This window comes from Desulfovulcanus sp. (assembly GCF_982781345.1).
Window position 1 is genome coordinate 1 of record NZ_CEYAEZ010000052.1, and the last position, 19021, is coordinate 19021.

Consider the following 19021-nt stretch of genomic DNA (forward strand, 5'->3'; position numbering starts at 1 on the left):
ATTATGCTCTGCCCGCAAGCAAACTATAGATGGGTCCAGGCATTTGCACCAGCATGAAAGATACCAGTATTGAAAAAAATTATGAAAAGTTGTCATCTGAATAATGTTTGGGCACAGACTCTAAAGGGTTTTGCCAATCATACTTTGCCCTGAATTTCACAAACACTTATATGATTTTCTGTAGATTTTGTCCTATAGGAAGATGAATGAAAAGATGTCAAGATGTTGATTAGGGGCCTAATAGGAAAATTTAAAGGCCTGGGCGGGGTTATTAACAGTCGTGAGCTATGACCTCGACGGGAGTTCAAAAATGAAAAAAAACACATGTAACCAATTGCAAATTACAAATTACGAATTACTCGACTGTAACGGGCCATGGCTTTTTTGGTCTTCAGAGCCAGATGAACTTTTTATAGAATCCATAAATAAGTGGGGACAACTCCAGCCTGTCCTAGTAACCAAGGTCGAAAATAGCAGAAACGAACGCTATGAACTTATTGCCGGGTACAGGAGAGTCCAGGCTCTAAAAAATTTAAACAGGCCCGTCTTGATCATGGAAATTGAACTTACCTCCGACTTGGACAAGGGCATGGTGTATCTTTCTTCCAATCTAAACCAGCCCCTTGACCCAAAAAAACAGCTTAAGGCCCTACGCTATTTTCAAGGCCTTAATTCTACCCTGAAAGAACTATGTCGGCTTCTAAATATCCCCGTTAAGTCAAAACAATATATACTGTGGGAAAACTGGCTAAAATTACCCCCCAAATGGGATCAGCTTTTGATAACAGGCCATGTTCCTCTAAGTGCAGCCTCGATTCTTTCCCGCTTTGAGCAAAAAGATTTGGATGCAATTTATCCTTTCCTGACCAAGGTATCCTGGTCCCAGAACAATGCCCTTCACTTTTTAACCTGGCTCTGGGAAAGTGGACAAATGCAGGGGATATCAGTGCGGGAGTTAATAACTAAAAACAATTTGACTGCATTTCTAGACAGGGTTCTATCTCCTAAAGACCTGGTTAAAAACCTGGTCTTAAAGGCTTGGGAGATACGCTATCCGAGCTTGAGCGAGCTTAAACAATCTGTAGATAAAAGATGCCAGGAACTCTCTGCCGGAACAAAATGGCGGGTTGAACATAAGGATAATTTCGAAAATTTTAGCCTGGAACTAGCTATAAAGATAAATTCCAGAGAAGAACTCTTAAACGGACTAAAAGACTTGCAACAAATAAGCAGGTCCACTACCTGGGAAATGCTCGATAGATGCTGGGAAATAAAAGACTAAAAGAGTCTGTGGCCAAACCCCATTTTGACTACCAGATTAGAAATCCTGATTTCTTGAATGCATTGCGAAGGGCTGGGTAAACCATCTTGACGAAGCTTGCGGATAAGCAGAGCATCGGGATGACAAAGCTAAATATCTGGGACTATTTGCCATAACTATCGACAATAAAAGAATATTCATTTACCCCAAATGTACCATTATGCTCTGCCCGCAAGCAAGCTATAGATGGGTCCAGACATTTGCACCAGCATGAAAGAAATCAGAATTGAAAAAAATTATGAAAAATTGTCGACTGTGTAGGTTTTGGCCACAGGCTCTAAAGGTTAAGTGAAAATTAGCTAAAATGAACACAACTAACTATCTAAAGAAAATAAAGCGTGTTTTGGTGGACAAGGAGGTAGAACATACTCCCCTTGCAAAACGAGTGCGGCAAAAACTCGGTCACTTACCATGGCATGTTGTTGACAAAAAACAAACCACTCATACAAACCCAATAAACTCAACAGAATCAGCTCAGACCTTGTATTTAAAAAATTTCAAAGGGAAATTTTTACGATTTTGTCCGGGGACAAGATATTATCGCTGTTGCGGCTATCGAATCATCCACATTGGAGAAAATTGTCCTTTAAGCTGCTCCTACTGTATTTTAAGGGCTTATTTTCAGGACAAAACCCTCAAAGTATGGGCCAATCAAAATGATTTATGGACTGAGCTGGACCAGGCATTTGGTCCGAATCCAAAACATTTTTTCCGAGTAGGCACTGGTGAATTTACTGATTCTCTCGTCCTGGAGCCCATCACGGGGTACAGTCGGGACCTGGCTCAGTTTCTGGAAAACTATCCCAATGTCTGCCTGGAACTGAAAACAAAAATTGTCGACCTGTCCTGGATGGAAGGCCTAAACCGCACAGACAGGGTGTTGCCCGCCTGGTCTTTAAACAGCCCGGATGTTTCCAGGAAGGAAGAAGCTGGCACTGCCCCCTTGGAAGAAAGACTAAAGGCGGCCAGGGAGTGTACCGAACTCGGGTTCAGGGTCTGCCTCCACTTTGACCCCATCATCCACTATCCGGGCTGGGAAAAAGGCTACTCACAAATTATAGATATGATCTTTGACTATCTCCGACCTCAGGATATTGCCTATTTTAGCCTGGGTTCATTTCGGTGCATGCCAGACCTTTTCAAAGTCATTGCCCGCGAGTTCCCCCATTCCACATTCATCTATAATGAATTTATAACTGGGCTTGACGGGAAACAGAGGCTCTTTTTACCTCTGCGCCTTAAACAATTTTTATTTATTACCCAAAAACTCAAACAAAAAGGGTTGGACAAACAAATCTACTTCTGCATGGAATCTGACCATGTTTGGAAAAAGGTCATGGGATATACTCCCAAAGATCTGGGCGGGCTAAATAACCACCTGCTCAAACTGGCCTTTAACCGGAATTATTTGTCTTAAAAATATCATCCATTTTAGGGAACATAGCCTTGGGGCAACTTGACTTAAGATAACACAAATCACACCCTCCTTTATATGGGAAAAAGGTAATGGTGGAGTATTTATAATTAAGTGCACCGGCAGCTGAAAACTCCAGTCCAATTTTACCCAAAGACCTTTTCAAAATTTTGTTTGGCTTAGGTACAGGAGCGCACTTGGTTGAACTTAGCTCCGGAAGCAAGGACCTCATGACGCCCATGATCATAGTCTGGGCCAAGGCTTCCAGCTTAAACCCCATAGCGGGAGATTTATCCCAAACTTCATCCACCTCCATGTCAACTTCCTGCCCCAGATAAGCCAAAACATACCCTTTCCTCTCCCCCAACCTATACACCTTTAAGCTGGGGGCCCACTTAGACCAATAAGATAAAAGCTCCACCGTATCCTTCCCTTCCATCCCTTTGACCTGGGCCAGAAACATATAAGTCTCCAGATCAAGAGGAGGATGAACTTCAAGCTGCCTTGCTTTCAATAACTTCAATCCCTAGTCCTCCTTTGCACGAATTATTAATCGTTAAAATTTTTTTTATTGTTTTTGGCTCGATTATAAGATTGTATTCTTTGGCGGCTCAACCTTACTTTCACAATGATTGAACGTCGCCTAATGCCTTTTTTAAAAATAAGCTAGCAGCTTATCTTTCACAATTTTTCATACTGACCACACAAAATCTAAACTTAGACCCCCATAACCGCCTTGAAAAAACATATTTTTCATGAGCCACGCCAAAAAGCTTTCCGAATATAAGTCGATATACAAAATTATTTTGAATATCAAAATCTAATCTAACATTTTCAGCAAACGCTTTTATCTACCTATAATAATTAAACATTTAAGATATTTCAAAATTAGAAAACTTGAGGACATCAAAATTCGTGGAGCATAAACAGACTCAGATTTCGCCCATAAATCTCTGGCTTTTGGCTTATGATTTTTAACAGGTCTGTGCCCATACAGTCCTGTACGGATGCTCTGTGCAGTGGTAAGAGTTTAGAATCTTGCGGGGGCAATTAGACAAAAATTCTACTACACTATCCCATATCCACTTTGCTCCGTCGGCATTGGCCAAGCTTCTAAAGTCTCAAAAGTCATTTTCATATCATCCATCTCCACCCTACTTACCTTACTCACCTACTCAACCAAAGTGCAGCCATCTGATGCACCCATTTCTGCTTAGGTCTAAGGTAAAAAAACTATAAATTCTACCTATCTCAAGCACTACCTGAAATTTAGATACGACTCCCCTGATCAAGCTAACCACCTGGTTTGACACCCAACATCTCTTTTGATAACTGATATTTTTTCTTTATCTTGTCATAATGTAGAATTTGCTAAATTCTATTTTCAAGCTAACCTAAACATTTTTTCAATTTTGAAAAAAATCCTCCCTGCTGTTGTGACACTTTTGTAAAAATAGCTTGTCTACAGTTTTTATCAAGCCCCGATTGTTACAACAGTCACAAACAAAAACTTTTAAGTTGCAAGTGGCCTCTGTTTTGCGTCTCTAAAAGCCGGCTCTTTTTATGACGCTCTTACAAAAAACTAAATTTGTTCGATTTCCAAAAAATGTGACAAAAACCAAAACAGCTTGTGGTTTAAAGCGCCTTAAAAAACTCATCGTGGGTTTAAGGTCTAAAATATAAGAAAACAAATTAAAAGGAGGAAAGTATGAAAAAAACCTTTAACCTTATCCTTGCGCTGTTGCTTGTTTTGTCCTTCGCACCTGTAGTGCATAGTAAAACAACATTTGTTACAATTGGAACCGGAGGGGTCACAGGAGTTTATTATCCTACAGGTGGTGCCATCAGCAGGATGATCAACAAAAAAGTTAAGCAGTATGGAATTAAGGCTACTGTAGAGTCAACAGCTGGCTCTGTTTACAATATTAACGCTGTCCTCAGTGGCGATTTGGAGTTTGGTATTTGTCAGTCTGACAGACAATACCAGGCCTGGCATGGGCTTGCTGAGTGGAAAAATAAAGGTCCTCAGAAAAAACTTCGTTCTGTTTTTTCAATCCATCCCGAAGCCATTACTCTGATTGCATCAGTTAACAGCAACATTAATTCTGTGGCTGATCTGAAGGGCAAAAGAGTAAACATTGGAAATCCAGGCTCAGGTCAATTGCAAAACTCTAAAGACGTTTTGGCCGCCTTTGGCCTGGATGAAAACAGCATCTCCGCTGAATACGCCAAGGCTGTAGAGGCTCCAAGACTGCTCCAGGATGAAAAAATTGATGCATTCTTCTATACTGTAGGCCATCCCAATGGGAATATTAAAGAAGCTACAGCCGGTAGAATCAAAGTAAAATTAATACCAATTGTTGGTGCCGGCGTTGATTCATTACTTGCTAAATATCCATATTATGCAAAATCAATTATACCAATTAGCTTTTATCCAAATGTAGCAAACAAAGAAGATGTAAAAACCATAGGCGTTAAAGCTACTTTTGTGACAAGAGAAGATATGGACGAAGACGTTGTCTATGCTATTGTCAAAGAAGTTTTTGATAACTTTGAAGAATTTAAGAAATTGCATCCAGCCTATACAGTTTTGACCAAAGAAGATATGTTGCAGGGCTTAAGTGCACCTGTGCATAAGGGCGCATTAAAGTACTATAAAGAAACTGGCCTTATCAAGTATATAAACAAAGACTTGATCAAGTAAAAAAATCACTAAACTTTTATGTTAGCGATAATCCTGCAAAACTGTATTTGCGGGATTATCGCTATTTTATTACTGGGAGTTATTAAAATCATTTATTCTTACTCAACATACTAAAAAAATTCTAAATTCAACTTACAAAACCAACATTCCATGCAAAGAATTGCATGGTCATCGGAGTGGGCATGGGGAAAAATGAATTAAGGAAAGACCAGGAAATACTTAAGGAAGAAACAGGCGAATTAAGAGAATTCCGTCCGCATGAAAGTTTTATCTTCGGAACCATCGCCATAGCCTGGGCAATTTTTCAATTAGCTATTGCCAGTTTTGTTATTCTAGACAGTACTACTGTTCGTTCTATTCACCTTGCCTTTGCCATGTCTCTAGTTTTTTTGACTATTCCCTTTTTTAAGAAACCTAGAAAATTTTGTCGCTACTTATCTGTAACCGACCATATACCTTTAATTGATTATCTTTTTGCCATTGTAGGTGCAATTTCAGCCCTGTATATCATGCTAGATTGGCAAGGAATTGCCATGAGGGCCGGCTCTCCCAATACCCGTGACATAATATTTGGTCTTTTAACCATTGTCCTACTTCTGGAAGCAACTAGGCGCTCAATTGGACCTGCATTAACCATCATCGCTCTAGCATTTACTCTCTACGCCTTTTTGGGTCCCTACATGCCAGATGTTCTGGCTTTTAAAGGCGTTTCCTTAACTAAATATTTAAGTCAAATCTCTCTCTCCACGGAGGGGATATACGGCATCCCTCTTGGTGTTTCAGCTTCTATAGTCTATCTTTTCGTCCTTTTAGGGGCTATGTTAGAAAAGGCCGGTGCGGGTCGCTTTTTTATTGATATAGCCATCTCTCTATTGGGACGTTACAAAGGTGGGCCTGCCAAAGCAGCAATAGTATCCAGCGCCTTAACCGGAATGGTTTCTGGATCTAGCATTGCCAACATTGTCACCACGGGGAACTTCACAATCCCCTTAATGAAAAAGGCTGGGTATCCAGCTAAAAAAGCAGCTGCTACAGAGGTCGCAGCCAGTACTGATGGACAGCTTATGCCCCCAATCATGGGCGCAGCAGCATTTATTATCTCAGAATATGTTAATGTTCCTTATATCGAAGTTGTTAAGGCAGCAGCAATACCTGCCTTTGTTTCTTATTTTGCTCTGTTTTTTGTCACCCATCTGGAAGCGAGCAAATTAGGCATTCGAGGTTTAAGCAAAGAAGAATTGCCGGATTTTAAGCAAACCCTTAAAAAGGGACTACATTACTTAATCCCCATTGCCATGCTCATCTACGAACTCGTGGTTTTAAGACACAGCCCGGAATTGTCAGCTTTTAGGTCAATTATGCTGCTTATCGTATTGATGTTTGTCCAAGAAATAATCAAGGCCAGGAAAACAAATAATGGCTTTGGGCAAGGCTTAAAAAATGCGTTCAGACTCATTGGAGATGCGTTTATTGCCGGCTCCCGAAACATGATCTCTGTGGCCCTGGCTACAGCTTCAGCAGGGATTATTGTCGGTATCGTAAATATGGGCATTGGCAGCATGGTCACGCAGATTGTTGAAGTCCTGTCTCATGGGAACATCTTTCTACTCTTGTTAATAACAGCCATCGCAAGCCTCTTATTGGGTATGGGGCTGCCAACTACAGCTACATATATAGTCATGGCCTCTCTTACCGCGCCAATAATCGTGCAGATAGGCGGTATGCAGGGTTTTATAGTCCCATTAATGGCTGCTCACTTGTTTTGTTTTTACTTTGGCATACTTGCCGATGACACCCCCCCTGTTGGACTTGCTTCTTATGCTGCAGCAGCTATTGCCGACTCAGAGCCTATTCCAACGGGTCTACAAGGATTTTTATACGATTTAAGAACAGCCATTATCCCATTTATGTTTATTTTCAATCCGGACCTCATACTACATAACCTGAACAACTGGCCTTTGGCGATTTTAATCTTTGTAATGGCTGTCTTTGCTTCTTTTGCATTTACGAGTATGTTGCAAGGGTGGCTTTTAACCAAAAATAAATGGTATGACATTCCATTTTTGGCTATTGCTACCCTGGTCCTTTTTCATCCAGCACTAGTAAATACCCTTTTTAACTTGCCCCTGGATTCTAAATATTACATGTATATCATTGGCATGCTCAGCTTTGGTATTGTTATCCTGATGCAAAAAGCTAGACTGAAAAGCAGTTAAATATCCTGCCCAACCCCCAGCAAAAACTTGATTTTTGCTGGGGTACCTCACCAAATACCGAACTTTAACTTTTTAAAAAGGTATTGCAAAAAAGATAAGACCTTAGAGGCTGAGTGCAAGAAGCAGAAGCTTGTGAAAGACTTACGAGAAAATCTGTGAATACCTATAAAAACCTTGACCGAAAACTCAACACTCGGAACGGCGAACAGAAAATAATTTCATACTTTTATCCTCGGCCCCCAGTAGCCTTGTGCCTTTCTTTACTAAACAACCGTTTCTGTATCCTTTGGCTCATATTCTGGCACTATTTCCTTAAGCTTTATTTTAATTGCATGACCATCAAATTTACGGGCGAGTAAATATAGTTCCTCAATTTGTTTGACTAGCCTTTCACTGGACTGAAGACTATTCGTGCTGCCTTCTATCCCAGGCTTTAAAACCATTATTTTCTCATGCCAGGTGGAGACAATGCCTTCACCTTCGGTGATGAGTTCCTCATAAAGTTTTTCTCCGGGCCGCAATCCCGTAAAGACAATTTCAATATCCTCATCAGGCTCTTTGCCGCAAAGACGAATAAGGTCTCTGGCCATGTCAGCGATTTTAACTGGTGTACCCATCTCCAGAATAAATATCTCGCCGCCTTCGCCCATTGAGCCAGCCTGCAGGATTAGCTGGGCTGCCTCAGGTATTGTCATAAAATACCTGGTCATTTCGGGGTGCGTAACAGTTACCGGACCTCCCTTTTCTATTTGGCGCCGAAATAAGGGGATTACCGAACCAGACGACCCCACAACATTTCCAAAACGAACAGCCATAAATCTGGTACTGGCACCATTAAAGGTAGGCATTAAAAGCTCTGTTACCCGCTTACTTGCCCCCATTACATTCGTTGGCCGGACAGCCTTATCTGTAGACACCAAGACAAAACGCTCGGCCTTATGTCTTACTGCTACCTCCATGATAGTTTGAGTTCCTAAAATGTTGTTATATACTGCCTGCCAGGGGCTTATCTCAAGCATTGGCACGTGTTTATAGGCTGCAGCGTGAAATACTACCCGGGGTGAGTACTTGCCAAAAACCTGCTCCATGAGTTTCTTATCCTGAACCTGAGCCAAAACTGTTTGGTATTTAGTGAAACCTATAACATGCTCTAATTCCATCTGGATAGAATATAGATTGGCTTCACCTGAATCAACCAAAACAAGCAACTTAGGATCAAATCGGACAATTTGCCGACAGAGCTCAGAACCGATAGAACCACCCGCACCAGTAACTAAAACAACCTTGTCTTTAAGATAACCTTCTATTTCCTGACAATCCAGTTTAACTTGCGGCCGCCCCAATAGATCTTCATAACTAACATCCCGTAACGCCTTAATACTAACCTTACCATCGATAATGTCTTTTAAACCAGGTAAAGTCTTGAACTTAATCTTAGCCTTGTCACATAACCTGATAATTCTGCGCATCTGTTTGCCGCTTGCGGAAGGAATGGCAATAAGTACCTCCTGAACCATATGCTTCTGAATGAGCTGAGGCAAATCTTCAACTTTCCCTAATACTGGTAGCCCATGTACCAAACGACCAACTTTTCTATAATCGTCATCAACAAAGCCTATTAAATGATATAGACTATGCCCATGCTCTAAAATTTCCCTGGCTACCTTCTCGCCGGCATCTCCGGCTCCGACAATAATCACTGGCTTGCCTTGCTTTTCACTCCCAAACGGGAAAAAAATTGCCCTTGTCCAGCTTAAAGAACCGGTTTGAGAACTATAAAAAAGCCTAATAGAGAGGCGCATTCCTCCTGAAAGAAAAAAGGCAATCAACCCGTCTAAAAGAAAAACAGACCTAGGATACCCATAAAAGTGATATAAGTAAGCTATAATAGCAATTATTGTAAGCTGAGAGAAAAGAATCGCCTGCAAAAGACGCCAAAAATCACTTACACTGGTATATCGCCACATTCCTCGATAGAGACCAAATAAAAAGAAAAAAAACAACTTTACACCACAAGTCATAGGCAGAATCTTGAACAACTGAGCAGAAAATTCTTGAGAAATGGAAAAATCAAAGCGAAACAAATAGGCTAAAATAAGAGAAAGGCAAAATAAGAGAACATCTGCAAAGAGCATAAGATAAAATTTAGGATTGGCTAGCTGAGTTCTAGGAATCATTATTTCACCATGTATGCTCTAGACCAAGGATAGTGATCGATCACCAACTCAAAGTATGGCTTAAATTGACCAGGGTCCGAAATTAGCATTTGCACCATCATAGACTTATATATAGTTTTATCCATTAGATATAATTCTTTTGAAAATTGATTCATAAGTGCATATAAGTTCCTTGTATTACTCCACTCGAAATGTCTTGTTCCTCCTTGATCAATAACGTCCAAGGCCCTGATTTTTATCAGCCGTTGACCAAACTTAATTACCCCATTTTTTAAATCAAAATTTACAACTCCATTTAAGCGCCTAATCTTCCCAGGAACAGTTTTTCCAGTAAGCAGATTCCAATTACCAAAATAACTAATCCAGTAAGCAAGACGTAAATTTTCCCAGGAAACGATAAAATATTGTTCAGGCAAACCAGAAGGCCAACTCTTCTCTTCTTGGGCCAAACTAAAAATAAAACTCTCTGCTTTTTGAGGACCCAAATCTTTTAAAAATTTAATGGGATCGCCCTGATACAATACAGCCTTTATGCCATCAGTGGAGACTAATTTCTTATCTTGACTGTCCAAAGTTGTAGCCACCAGCTTAATAACCTGATTGGCTTGAAGAGGGGAACTTGTTATATGCACTTTAGCCAGAGGATAAAGCCAGGGTCCACTCTGCCTGCCACCATCCCCAAAAGTTTCCCGTTCTGCATAATATTGCCCTGCATAACCATAATCCCACCATTGCCAGAGTTGTGCCTTGTAGTCGGCCTTACCCTTTAACTCTAAAAAGGTCTGGGCATAAATTGCCGGCAAAACTGGTGCAGCTCTTAGGTTCTTCATTATGGAAAAAGAAGGCCAGCCGACAAGTAAGGCCAGAGCAAGATGGATCAAAATACGTCGAAATAAGGGTTGTTTAAAATACAATAAAAATGAATTCAAACCAAAGCCCAGGCCAAGCCCGATAACTACGCCTCCATACATGGTAAATCTATTACCCAGCTTAACACTGGCTATAGCCAAGCCTAAAAGAGGCAAAAAAATTAACATTAGCGGCCTTTTCCAGGCGAGATATACTAGACCTGCCAACCCTCCAGCAAACAGAATCCAGTTGCCTGAAATGCGAGAAATGAGCTGTGTCCAATTGACGTTCTGTGCTTCGCGGACACTTTGGACAACAGTTGGCAAATGCAAAGAGGTGGAATTAAGCATTTCTGATGGAAATACTTTAGTATACTTTAAAAAACTATAAAAGGCACTACCAATTTGAGCAAGGATATTGGTATGGGTGAATAACAACCCTGAACCTATAATAAACAAGACTACAAGAACTCTTTTTTGCTTTAAGAAATCAGACTTCCATACTACGGCCAAGAGAAAACATAAAGTCACTAAAAAAGTAACCCAGCCACCATAAGCAACAAGATACAATATTAAAAAGCCAAGAAGGATATGCAACCTGAGTTGTATGTATCCCAGCACTAAGGATAAAATTAAAGCCATACCCAGTAAACTGAGTGCAATTGAACTACCCGAACTATAAAACCATAAATATATCTTTATCAAAATTCCAATTAGAACAGCAACAAAAAAAAACTTAAACAACCCCTTTTCTTCGCTCTCGCGGTCTTTGAACTTCCAGGTACTCCGACACATTTCAGAAAGCCAGACAACCAAACCAGATCCAACAGTCAGGGGGAAAAACAAGGTGAGCACATCTGTGTCCAAGAACCCCAATCTTGTCCTCAATAAGAAACCTATACCCGTACCGGCCATAATTGCAGGGACTAAAGTTGCCTCGCTTTGTCCAAAGGCCAAACCTAACAAGACAATAGGCACGATCACCAAAGGAGCTAATAATGCTGGTAGCCAAAAACCTACATTACCCGGACTTATTCCTGTACAATGTGATATAGAGGCAACAAGTTCTGCCAATGGCGCACCAGCATATCTATTTATTCCTTTAGCTCCAGCCAGCCAGGCATAAGCATCATGGGTAGCCATAAGCTTTTCGCCGCCAACTTGGAAATAAGGCGTCTGCCAAGCCGGATATTCTACAAGTCTTAGAGAGACACAGAGTGCATAGGTAATTAGCAAAGAAAAAATAAAAATATAAATATTATTGATGAAATTGGCTGGTTGTTCACCTGAGTATCGTCCTTGCAATTGTAGCCTTTTCATAAAATTACTACCTTTTTATTAGAAGTTCTGGGGAGCATCCTATTCTTTATCTCGTCAAAAATAAACATTTAACCTTATTGTTCACCAGGCCAAACAAAATAAAAAATAAAAAAAGTAATGATGAGATACCAATTAAACTACTTTCACGCATTATCCAGATGACGATGCCACAAAATAACTGACAAAAACCGTATCCTAGAGATATCTTCCAATGAGCTATACCAGCTTCATTGGCCAAAATTTGGTATAAATGTCTGCGATGCGGTTTTGTAAGTTTCTCACCGTCTTTTATCCTTTCGTACATGGTAAAGAGCTCATCAGCATAAAAAAGAAATAAAAAACTCATGCCAACAAAAAAATCATGGACATCTTTCGATATGACCACCAGCAAAGTTGCAAAAACAAAACCTAGCAAAATACTGCCAACATCTCCCATAAAAACTTTTGCTTTAGGTATGTTCCAAGGAAGAAAACCGGCACAAGCACAGGCAATACCCCATGAGAGCTGCACAAAATGCCTGTCAGCACCAATAAAATAAGCATATCCACCAAGCAAACCAAAGGCTACAACTCCAGTGATACCTGCAATGCCATTGATCCCATCCATAAAATTATAAAAATTGGCCGTTCCGACAACAAAGACCGCCAAAAAAGCAAAAACAAGCAAAGTGGGGATATTGAAAAATGTTGTAGCCAACTGATGCAAAAAGGCTTGGGCAGAGGATAAAAAAAAGCTGACAAGAACTATTAAGGCTGCTGCAAATTGGAAAACAAGGCGGATTAGCGGCGATATTTCACACTTATCACCAACCAGGCTTAGGAAGGAGAGCAAAATCGCCGGCCCCCATAAAAATATCGGGATATTCAAAGAAAGCGATAAAAAAAGAAAAGCCCCTGCTATGCCAATCCCCCCACCTTTAGGCGTAGGAACCAGGTGAGAACTTCTCTCAGTGGGTCTATCACAAAGTCCAAATTTGAAGCCCAGGCGAGATACACAAAATGCCCCCAGGCTGCCCATTAAAAAAGACATGAACAGGGATATAAATAACGACATCGTTACAACTCACGCATATATTATTTCCGGCATAGCAGACTGCAAATCCCATCTAGGCTTAAAGCCAAGCTCTTTTTTTATCTTGGCCGAACTATACCACGCAGAACCAAAAAGTTTATCCAGAGTTTGTGAGTCAAAAATAAATCTTCTGCCTCTGAGGCCACCAAGTAAATCACCGGCCTTTGCACCAAACTGCCAAACAAACCAGGGCACAGCGAAAACAGGTTCTCCTTTTCCCAAAATCTGTCTTATCCAAAGATATATTTGCCTTGTGCTATAAACATTACCATCCGTTACAAGGTAAAGCTGTGACCGGGCCTCTGGCTTCTCAGCAGCCAGTATCGCAGCCTGTACTACATCCTCCACATGGACCATGGAGCGTTTATTCTCTATCTCAGGCAAGGGAGGAAAAATCCCCTTTTTTATGAATTTAATCATTTGTGACAAATTTCCTTTTGCTCGTGGTCCGTAAACCATGCTCAAGCGCAAGACAACCGGATGAGGCACATATCCACCATGAAGAACAAAATTTTCTGCAACCAACTTTGTTCTTCCGTACGATGTTTGCGGATGACATGACGAAGTTTCATCCAGACATTGCAGTCCGCCCTCACCCATGGCCTTGACGCTACTAAAAAAAATAAATCGGCTGACGCCTGCTTTTCTTGCTGCTTCAAGTAAACTTCTGGTCCCCTGCACATTTATCTTCTCATATTCCTTTTCCTCTCCCTTGCGCTCGAAAAATGCATGGGCCTTGCCAGCTAAATGAAATATCGTATCAACACCAGTCAAGCTTTTGGCAGGAATTGAATCTTTACCAATATCTGCCACAAAATTTTCATCCCATGGGCCTGTAACCTGATCACGAGTCAAAGCTAGAATGTGTTTGCCACAGGCACGCAATCTCTGACAAAGATGCTGGCCAATATATCCTGCCGCTCCAGTGACTAAAACCTTGGACATTCTTTCCTTATATTAAGATACTTTTTTTCTAATATCCTCTGATAAAGGTTTATTGTCTGCTCAACTACAATTTGTTCGGAGAATTCTTTCTCAACTATTCTTCTCCCCTTTTCTCCCATTTTGTGCCTAAGCGCTCTGTCTTCAAGAAGCTTGGCCAAGGCATCCGCCAACGCACTGGCATCCCTTACAGGAACCAGAAAACCATTTTCGCCATCTCGAACTACCTCACGGCAACCAGGGGTATCAGTAGTCACAAGAGGACGCCCACTCGCTGCTCCCTCAAGAAGAGATTTTGGCAACCCCTCTCTATAAGAGGGTAACACACCTATATGCGCTTGCCTCCAGATATGGCTCACGTCCTCCTGGTACCCCAGATATTTTACCAAACCACTGTCGTGCCAATCCAATAGCTGTTTTTCTAAAATGGATGCTGGATTTTCGGGATCAGGAGAGCCCACCAGCCATACCTCAAATTTATAGCCCTTATCCTTTAAAATTTTGGCTGCTTCCACCACCTCACCAACCCCCTTATCCCAAAGCATCCTGGAGACCATGACAATGACAGGCACACCATTCCGTGGTTCAGGAACAGGTTGAAATTTCGCAGTGTCTACTCCAGATCCAGGTATGAGGATAATTCTATCTCTAGAACAAATATCACGGCTCAAAAAAAGTTCTCTGTCGTCTGGATTTTGTACAATCAGCCAAGTATTTTTACGCTGTAAAAGAAAACGAAATAAAAAAAGCAAAAAAGGACGAACCAGTCTAGCCTTTATACGCTGGGAAACAAAAATAAATCCCATGCCAGCCAGCGCATTGATTACAGCTGGAATGCCTGCAAATATCGCTGCAAGAGTACCATAAATTACTGGTTTTAGCGCAACATGGTGGACAATGTCTGGTTTCTCTTGCCTATATATTTTTAATATCTCATAGAATGAAAACAATTCTCGGGCAGGATGAATAGATTTTCTTTTCCAGGAAAGGGATATTGGTCGAAAACCTTCCTCACGAATAAGATTGGCATGTTTCTGCAACCTGGTAGCTACAACAACGTCCTTGCCCATATCTCGGGCAGCTCTGGCGATGGGCAAACGATGCGACCAAAAATACCAATCTTCTGTAACCAAAAATAAAATTTTTGTCTTTTTTGCCAATACTACCCCCAGCGCTCCAACCAGGCCTGAAACATCAGGATATCCCAAAGATAATACTGCCAATTACGTTTTCCTGACAGATGTTCATGCCACTTCTGGCGAATTGGTGCTGGATTAAAAAAGCCTTCCTGCTTCAGCCGCGCCTCATTTAACAAGCTTTCCGCCCAATCACGCAGTGGCCCACGCAACCAATCAGCTAGTGGCACCCCAAATCCCATTTTGGGACGCTCAACCAACTCTTTAGGCAAATATTTATATAATACGCGTCTTAATATCCACTTCCCCTGGCCGTTTTTGACCTTCAAGGAAAGAGGCACCCGCCACGCAAATTCTACAACCCGATGATCCAAAAAAGGCACTCGAGCTTCAAGACTCACCCCCATGCTGGCCCGGTCAACCTTGACCAGTATATCGTCAGGCAAATAACTGACCAAGTCCAAAAACATCATTCGCAGAGTAAAATCAGGTAAGTTCGCCCAACGTTTTGAATCAGTCAGTACTGTTAACGGTTCAACAGCGCCAGAAACTATTGTGGCTGGTTTCTTCCAATGAGAGACCAGCCCGCGATACATGGCCTCAGGATTCTCCACCGCCAAAATCTCGGCCAGTTTATGGAGCTTATCTCCTGGCAAGCGTTGTCCAACTTTCCCAGGAAGTATAGGTTCAAGTTTCATAAACAAATTGTCCCAGGCCTGAGGCGATAAGAGGGTCAAGCCTCCAGACAATAAATTTCTTAATCCACCGGGAACCCATCCAATCTTTTGCCAGATACTTCGTCCCCAGAAATAACGATTATACCCACCAAAGAGTTCATCTCCTCCATCGCCTGAAAGACTTACTGTCACATGCTGCCGGGTAAGCTGAGAAACCAGATAAGTTGGTATCTGGGAAGAATCAGCAAAAGGTTCATCATAGAGAGTGGGTAGCTTTGGAATTACTGCCATTGCCTGCTTTGGCGTAACATAAAGCTCAGTATGGTCTGTCTTAATGTACTCAGCTACAGCCTTTGCCTGAACAGCCTCATTATACCCTTTCTCTTCAAAACCAATAGTAAAAGTCTTAACAGGCTTATGTGACTGGGTCTGCATTAAAGCGACAACTGTTGAGGAATCAATTCCACCGGATAAAAAAGCGCCCAGAGGTACATCGGCAATCATGCGCAAACCAATGGCGTCTTTAAGCAATAAATCCAACTGCTCGACTAAGTCCTCTTCACTTAATGCAAATTGTTTGCGAACTCCTTCTTCCGCAACTTCTTTGGCCGACCAGTATACATCAGGCTCTGGCAAAGCTCCGGGGACGTTATCTAGATGGATAGTAAGTATAGTACCAGGCAAGAGCTTGAAAATGCCTTTATAAATAGAATAAGGCGCAGGTATATAATTGTGCCGCAGGAAAAGAGTCAACGCATCCCTATCTATCTCGCCCTGCCACCCTGGGTATGCCCGCAGAGCCTTAAGCTCCGAGGCGAACAAAAAAGTTTTGCCAGCCCAGCCATAATAAAGAGGCTTGATGCCTAAACGGTCACGCACTAGATACAGACAACGCTTTTGCCTATCCCAAAGGGCAAAGGCAAACATCCCAATAAATTTTTTTATTGCCTTCTCAACTCCTAAAACCTCAAAAGCAGCCAGCATAACTTCAGTATCTGAGTTCCCGCGCCATTCAATATTCCTTCCAGCCAATTCCTGCCGTAACTGCTGAAAATTATATATCTCCCCATTAAAAACAATTATGTATCTGCGGCCAGAGGAGAACATTGGCTGCTGACCAGTTGCACTCAGATCAAGAATGGCTAGCCGCCTATGGCCCAAGGCAATACCTGACACCTTATCCACCCAAATGTCCCCGCTATCAGGCCCCCGATGTACCAAGGCATCAGCCATTTTCTGCGCAGCTTCAACCATCCAGGGTTTATTATGCGCTCTTGTTACGTCCAAAAATCCTAATATGCCACACATAATTGACTGTCAGCTCATCAACTCAATATATTGCTGCACAATAATATCTTTATCAAAATCTTTTGCCCTGGTTAAAGCCAGCTCTCGATATCTATCTCTCAACTCTTTATTTTCAATCAGCATCTGCATTGCTCTCGCAAGCAAATCTATATTACCCACCGGAGTCAATATTCCAAACTTGGCAAACTCTATTTCATCTTTTAACTGTAAATTTATATCAGTATGTGAGGCTAAAATCTCTCTGGGTCCGCTGGGACAATCAGTCGAAATAATTGGCAACTCACAAGCCATTGCTTCTATAATTACATTTCCAAATCCTTCCCAGAGACTGGACAATATAAATATATCAGAATGGTATAAAAACTTAAATGGATTTTTTTGAAAACCTAAAAAATAAACTTGGTGAGCAATATTCAACTCTTTTGCTATCCTTTTTAATTCATTTTCATTTTCTCCAGCCCCTAAAATTACTAAATTACAATTAGATTTAATTCTACTAAATGCTTTCAAAAGTATCCATTGTCCTTTTTGTTCTGTCAATCTTCCAATATTTACAATTGTAAATTTACTAAATATCTGCTTATGCTTTTTTAAATCATCGAATTTTAGCCTCTCTATCTCATCAAAATCTACTGGATTTGGGATAATTTTATATCTTTTATCTAACAAGTCAGTTTTTAAACTCTCGTAAATGCCTTGCGACAAAAAAACAAAATCGTCAGCATACCTATAAAGATAAAGCAGCAACTTATAGATATATTTTCTATCGTTATAATGGGACTTTAAATCTACCTGTATATTTATAATCAATCTCCTTATATATCTCTTCGCAAAAAGAGACAAGACATGAGATTTGCTATTTACAGCAAAAAGTATGTCAGGTTTTAATCTTTTTAACAATTTAACAAATTTAGGATACAAAAACATAAAGTTAAATTTGGAAATTTTTTCTGTAAGATAATAAAGGGGCACATCTTTAGGAGGGACATAATCTATCTGATTTTCAAGTAGAATCAGTGCAACATTATAACCTCTTTTTTTTAAACACTCTGACACAATTTTGACTGCTTTTTCAGCTCCACCACCCTTAAGATTATCTATAAAAAAAATGACCATCAAGTGAATACCTTTAATTTGATATAATAAGCATTCTTATAAACTTAAAATTCTCTTCTTTATTTGTCAGGTTTCGCTTCATTGTAAACCGATTTAGTAAAGAGATGTGGGTGCGAGTATTGCCAATTTTTTCAAGGCCTGAACAGGTGCAAGATAACCTAACGATCGTTGTGGGATGTGATGGTTATACAAGCGAAGATAGCGAATCAGTGCCTGTTTTAATTCGCTGCTGGAAGCAAACCTAGTTTGCTTAATAACTTCAGATATACGACCGTTGAATCGTTCCACCATGCCGTTAGTATGAGGACTATATGGCTTAATAAGGCGATGTTCAATATTGTTTTCAGAACAGGTTTTATCAAAGAGGTGGTTCCCTGACGGCTTTTTGTCTGGCCTTTGAAAGCGATCTGTAAATTCAGAGCCGTTATCGGTTAGAATTTTGGTGATTTTAAATGGAGCTTTTTTGATAAGGTTTTCCAGAAAAGCAGAAGCATTATACTCAGTTTTGGAGGCTCTAATTTCCAGATAGACCCATCTTGTAGCCCAATCAATGGCCACAAAGAGATATTTATGGTGCCTCTCATCGGGCATTTTAGGCAAATATTTGACATCAACATGAACAAAGCCAGGCTCATAACCTTTAAAGCTTTTAGGCTGCCTGGAAGAATTTTCTTCCTGTGGAATAAGTTCTGATAGTCTGTGCATATTATGGCGTTTTAACCCAAGTTTCCAGTGTTGTTGAGTAAATAATCTAATATTTCAATGTGTTA

Annotated in this window: 12 protein-coding genes and 1 pseudogene; 4 read left to right on the forward strand and 9 right to left on the reverse strand. The window is 40.8% G+C overall.

Going from position 1 to position 19021, the window contains the following annotated elements; all coding sequences use genetic code 11:
- Positions 1–310 precede the first annotated feature (310 nt).
- Both AC3WVG_RS08595 and AC3WVG_RS08600 read left to right on the forward strand, forming a co-directional pair.
- Complete coding sequence (locus AC3WVG_RS08595; RefSeq protein WP_488797730.1) at positions 311–1282, forward strand: ParB/RepB/Spo0J family partition protein; 972 nt, start codon at positions 311–313, stop codon at positions 1280–1282.
- Between the two features lie 343 nt (positions 1283–1625).
- Positions 1626–2738: an SPL family radical SAM protein gene (locus tag AC3WVG_RS08600; RefSeq protein WP_488797731.1), complete on the forward strand. Its 1113-nt coding sequence runs from the start codon at positions 1626–1628 to the stop codon at positions 2736–2738.
- On the opposite strand, the gene AC3WVG_RS08605 is transcribed toward AC3WVG_RS08600, so the two are convergent.
- Positions 2716–3258, reverse strand: a complete 543-nt coding sequence (locus tag AC3WVG_RS08605; RefSeq protein WP_488797732.1) for a hypothetical protein — start codon at positions 3256–3258, stop codon at positions 2716–2718. The two genes, AC3WVG_RS08600 and AC3WVG_RS08605, sit on opposite strands and share 23 nt — an antisense overlap.
- Positions 3259–4443: 1185 nt before the next feature.
- Between AC3WVG_RS08605 and AC3WVG_RS08610 the strand changes: the two genes are divergently transcribed.
- Positions 4444–5439, forward strand: coding sequence for a TAXI family TRAP transporter solute-binding subunit (locus AC3WVG_RS08610; RefSeq protein ID WP_488797733.1), 996 nt, complete (start codon positions 4444–4446; stop codon positions 5437–5439).
- Positions 5440–5621: 182 nt separating this feature from the next.
- The gene (locus AC3WVG_RS08615) at positions 5622–7655 is read left to right on the forward strand and encodes a TRAP transporter permease (RefSeq protein ID WP_488797734.1); all 2034 of its coding nucleotides are present in this window, start codon (positions 5622–5624) and stop codon (positions 7653–7655) included.
- A gap of 263 nt (positions 7656–7918) precedes the next feature.
- On the opposite strand, the gene AC3WVG_RS08620 is transcribed toward AC3WVG_RS08615, so the two are convergent.
- From AC3WVG_RS08620 to AC3WVG_RS08655, 8 genes and pseudogenes are all read right to left on the reverse strand, one after another.
- Entirely contained in the window at positions 7919–9832 is a 1914-nt protein-coding gene (locus AC3WVG_RS08620) for a polysaccharide biosynthesis protein (RefSeq protein ID WP_488797735.1), read from the reverse strand.
- Positions 9832–12000: an STT3 domain-containing protein gene (locus tag AC3WVG_RS08625; RefSeq protein WP_488797736.1), complete on the reverse strand. Its 2169-nt coding sequence runs from the start codon at positions 11998–12000 to the stop codon at positions 9832–9834. Before AC3WVG_RS08625 ends, AC3WVG_RS08620 begins: the two co-directional genes overlap by 1 nt.
- A gap of 46 nt (positions 12001–12046) precedes the next feature.
- Positions 12047–13054 carry an MraY family glycosyltransferase gene (locus tag AC3WVG_RS08630; protein ID WP_488797737.1) on the reverse strand — a complete coding sequence of 336 codons (1008 nt, stop codon included), beginning with the start codon at positions 13052–13054 and terminating at the stop codon, positions 12047–12049.
- Positions 13055–13063: 9 nt separating this feature from the next.
- Positions 13064–14017, reverse strand: coding sequence for an NAD-dependent epimerase/dehydratase family protein (locus tag AC3WVG_RS08635; protein ID WP_488797738.1), 954 nt, complete (start codon positions 14015–14017; stop codon positions 13064–13066).
- A complete protein-coding gene (locus AC3WVG_RS08640) occupies positions 14002–15237 on the reverse strand; it encodes a glycosyltransferase family 4 protein (RefSeq protein WP_488797739.1) in 1236 nt (411 codons plus the stop codon). The genes AC3WVG_RS08635 and AC3WVG_RS08640 overlap by 16 nt, the downstream gene beginning before the upstream one ends.
- Positions 15177–17135, reverse strand: a complete 1959-nt coding sequence (asnB, locus tag AC3WVG_RS08645) for an asparagine synthase (glutamine-hydrolyzing) (RefSeq protein ID WP_488797740.1) — start codon at positions 17133–17135, stop codon at positions 15177–15179. Before asnB ends, AC3WVG_RS08640 begins: the two co-directional genes overlap by 61 nt.
- 9 nt (positions 17136–17144) lie before the next feature.
- On the reverse strand, positions 17145–18251 hold the full coding sequence (locus AC3WVG_RS08650; protein ID WP_488797741.1) for a glycosyltransferase: 1107 nt from the start codon (positions 18249–18251) through the stop codon (positions 17145–17147).
- A 59-nt stretch (positions 18252–18310) separates the two neighbouring features.
- Positions 18311–18971, reverse strand: a pseudogene (locus AC3WVG_RS08655) (integrase core domain-containing protein); the annotation flags it as partial.
- Between the last annotated feature and the right edge of the window lie 50 nt (positions 18972–19021).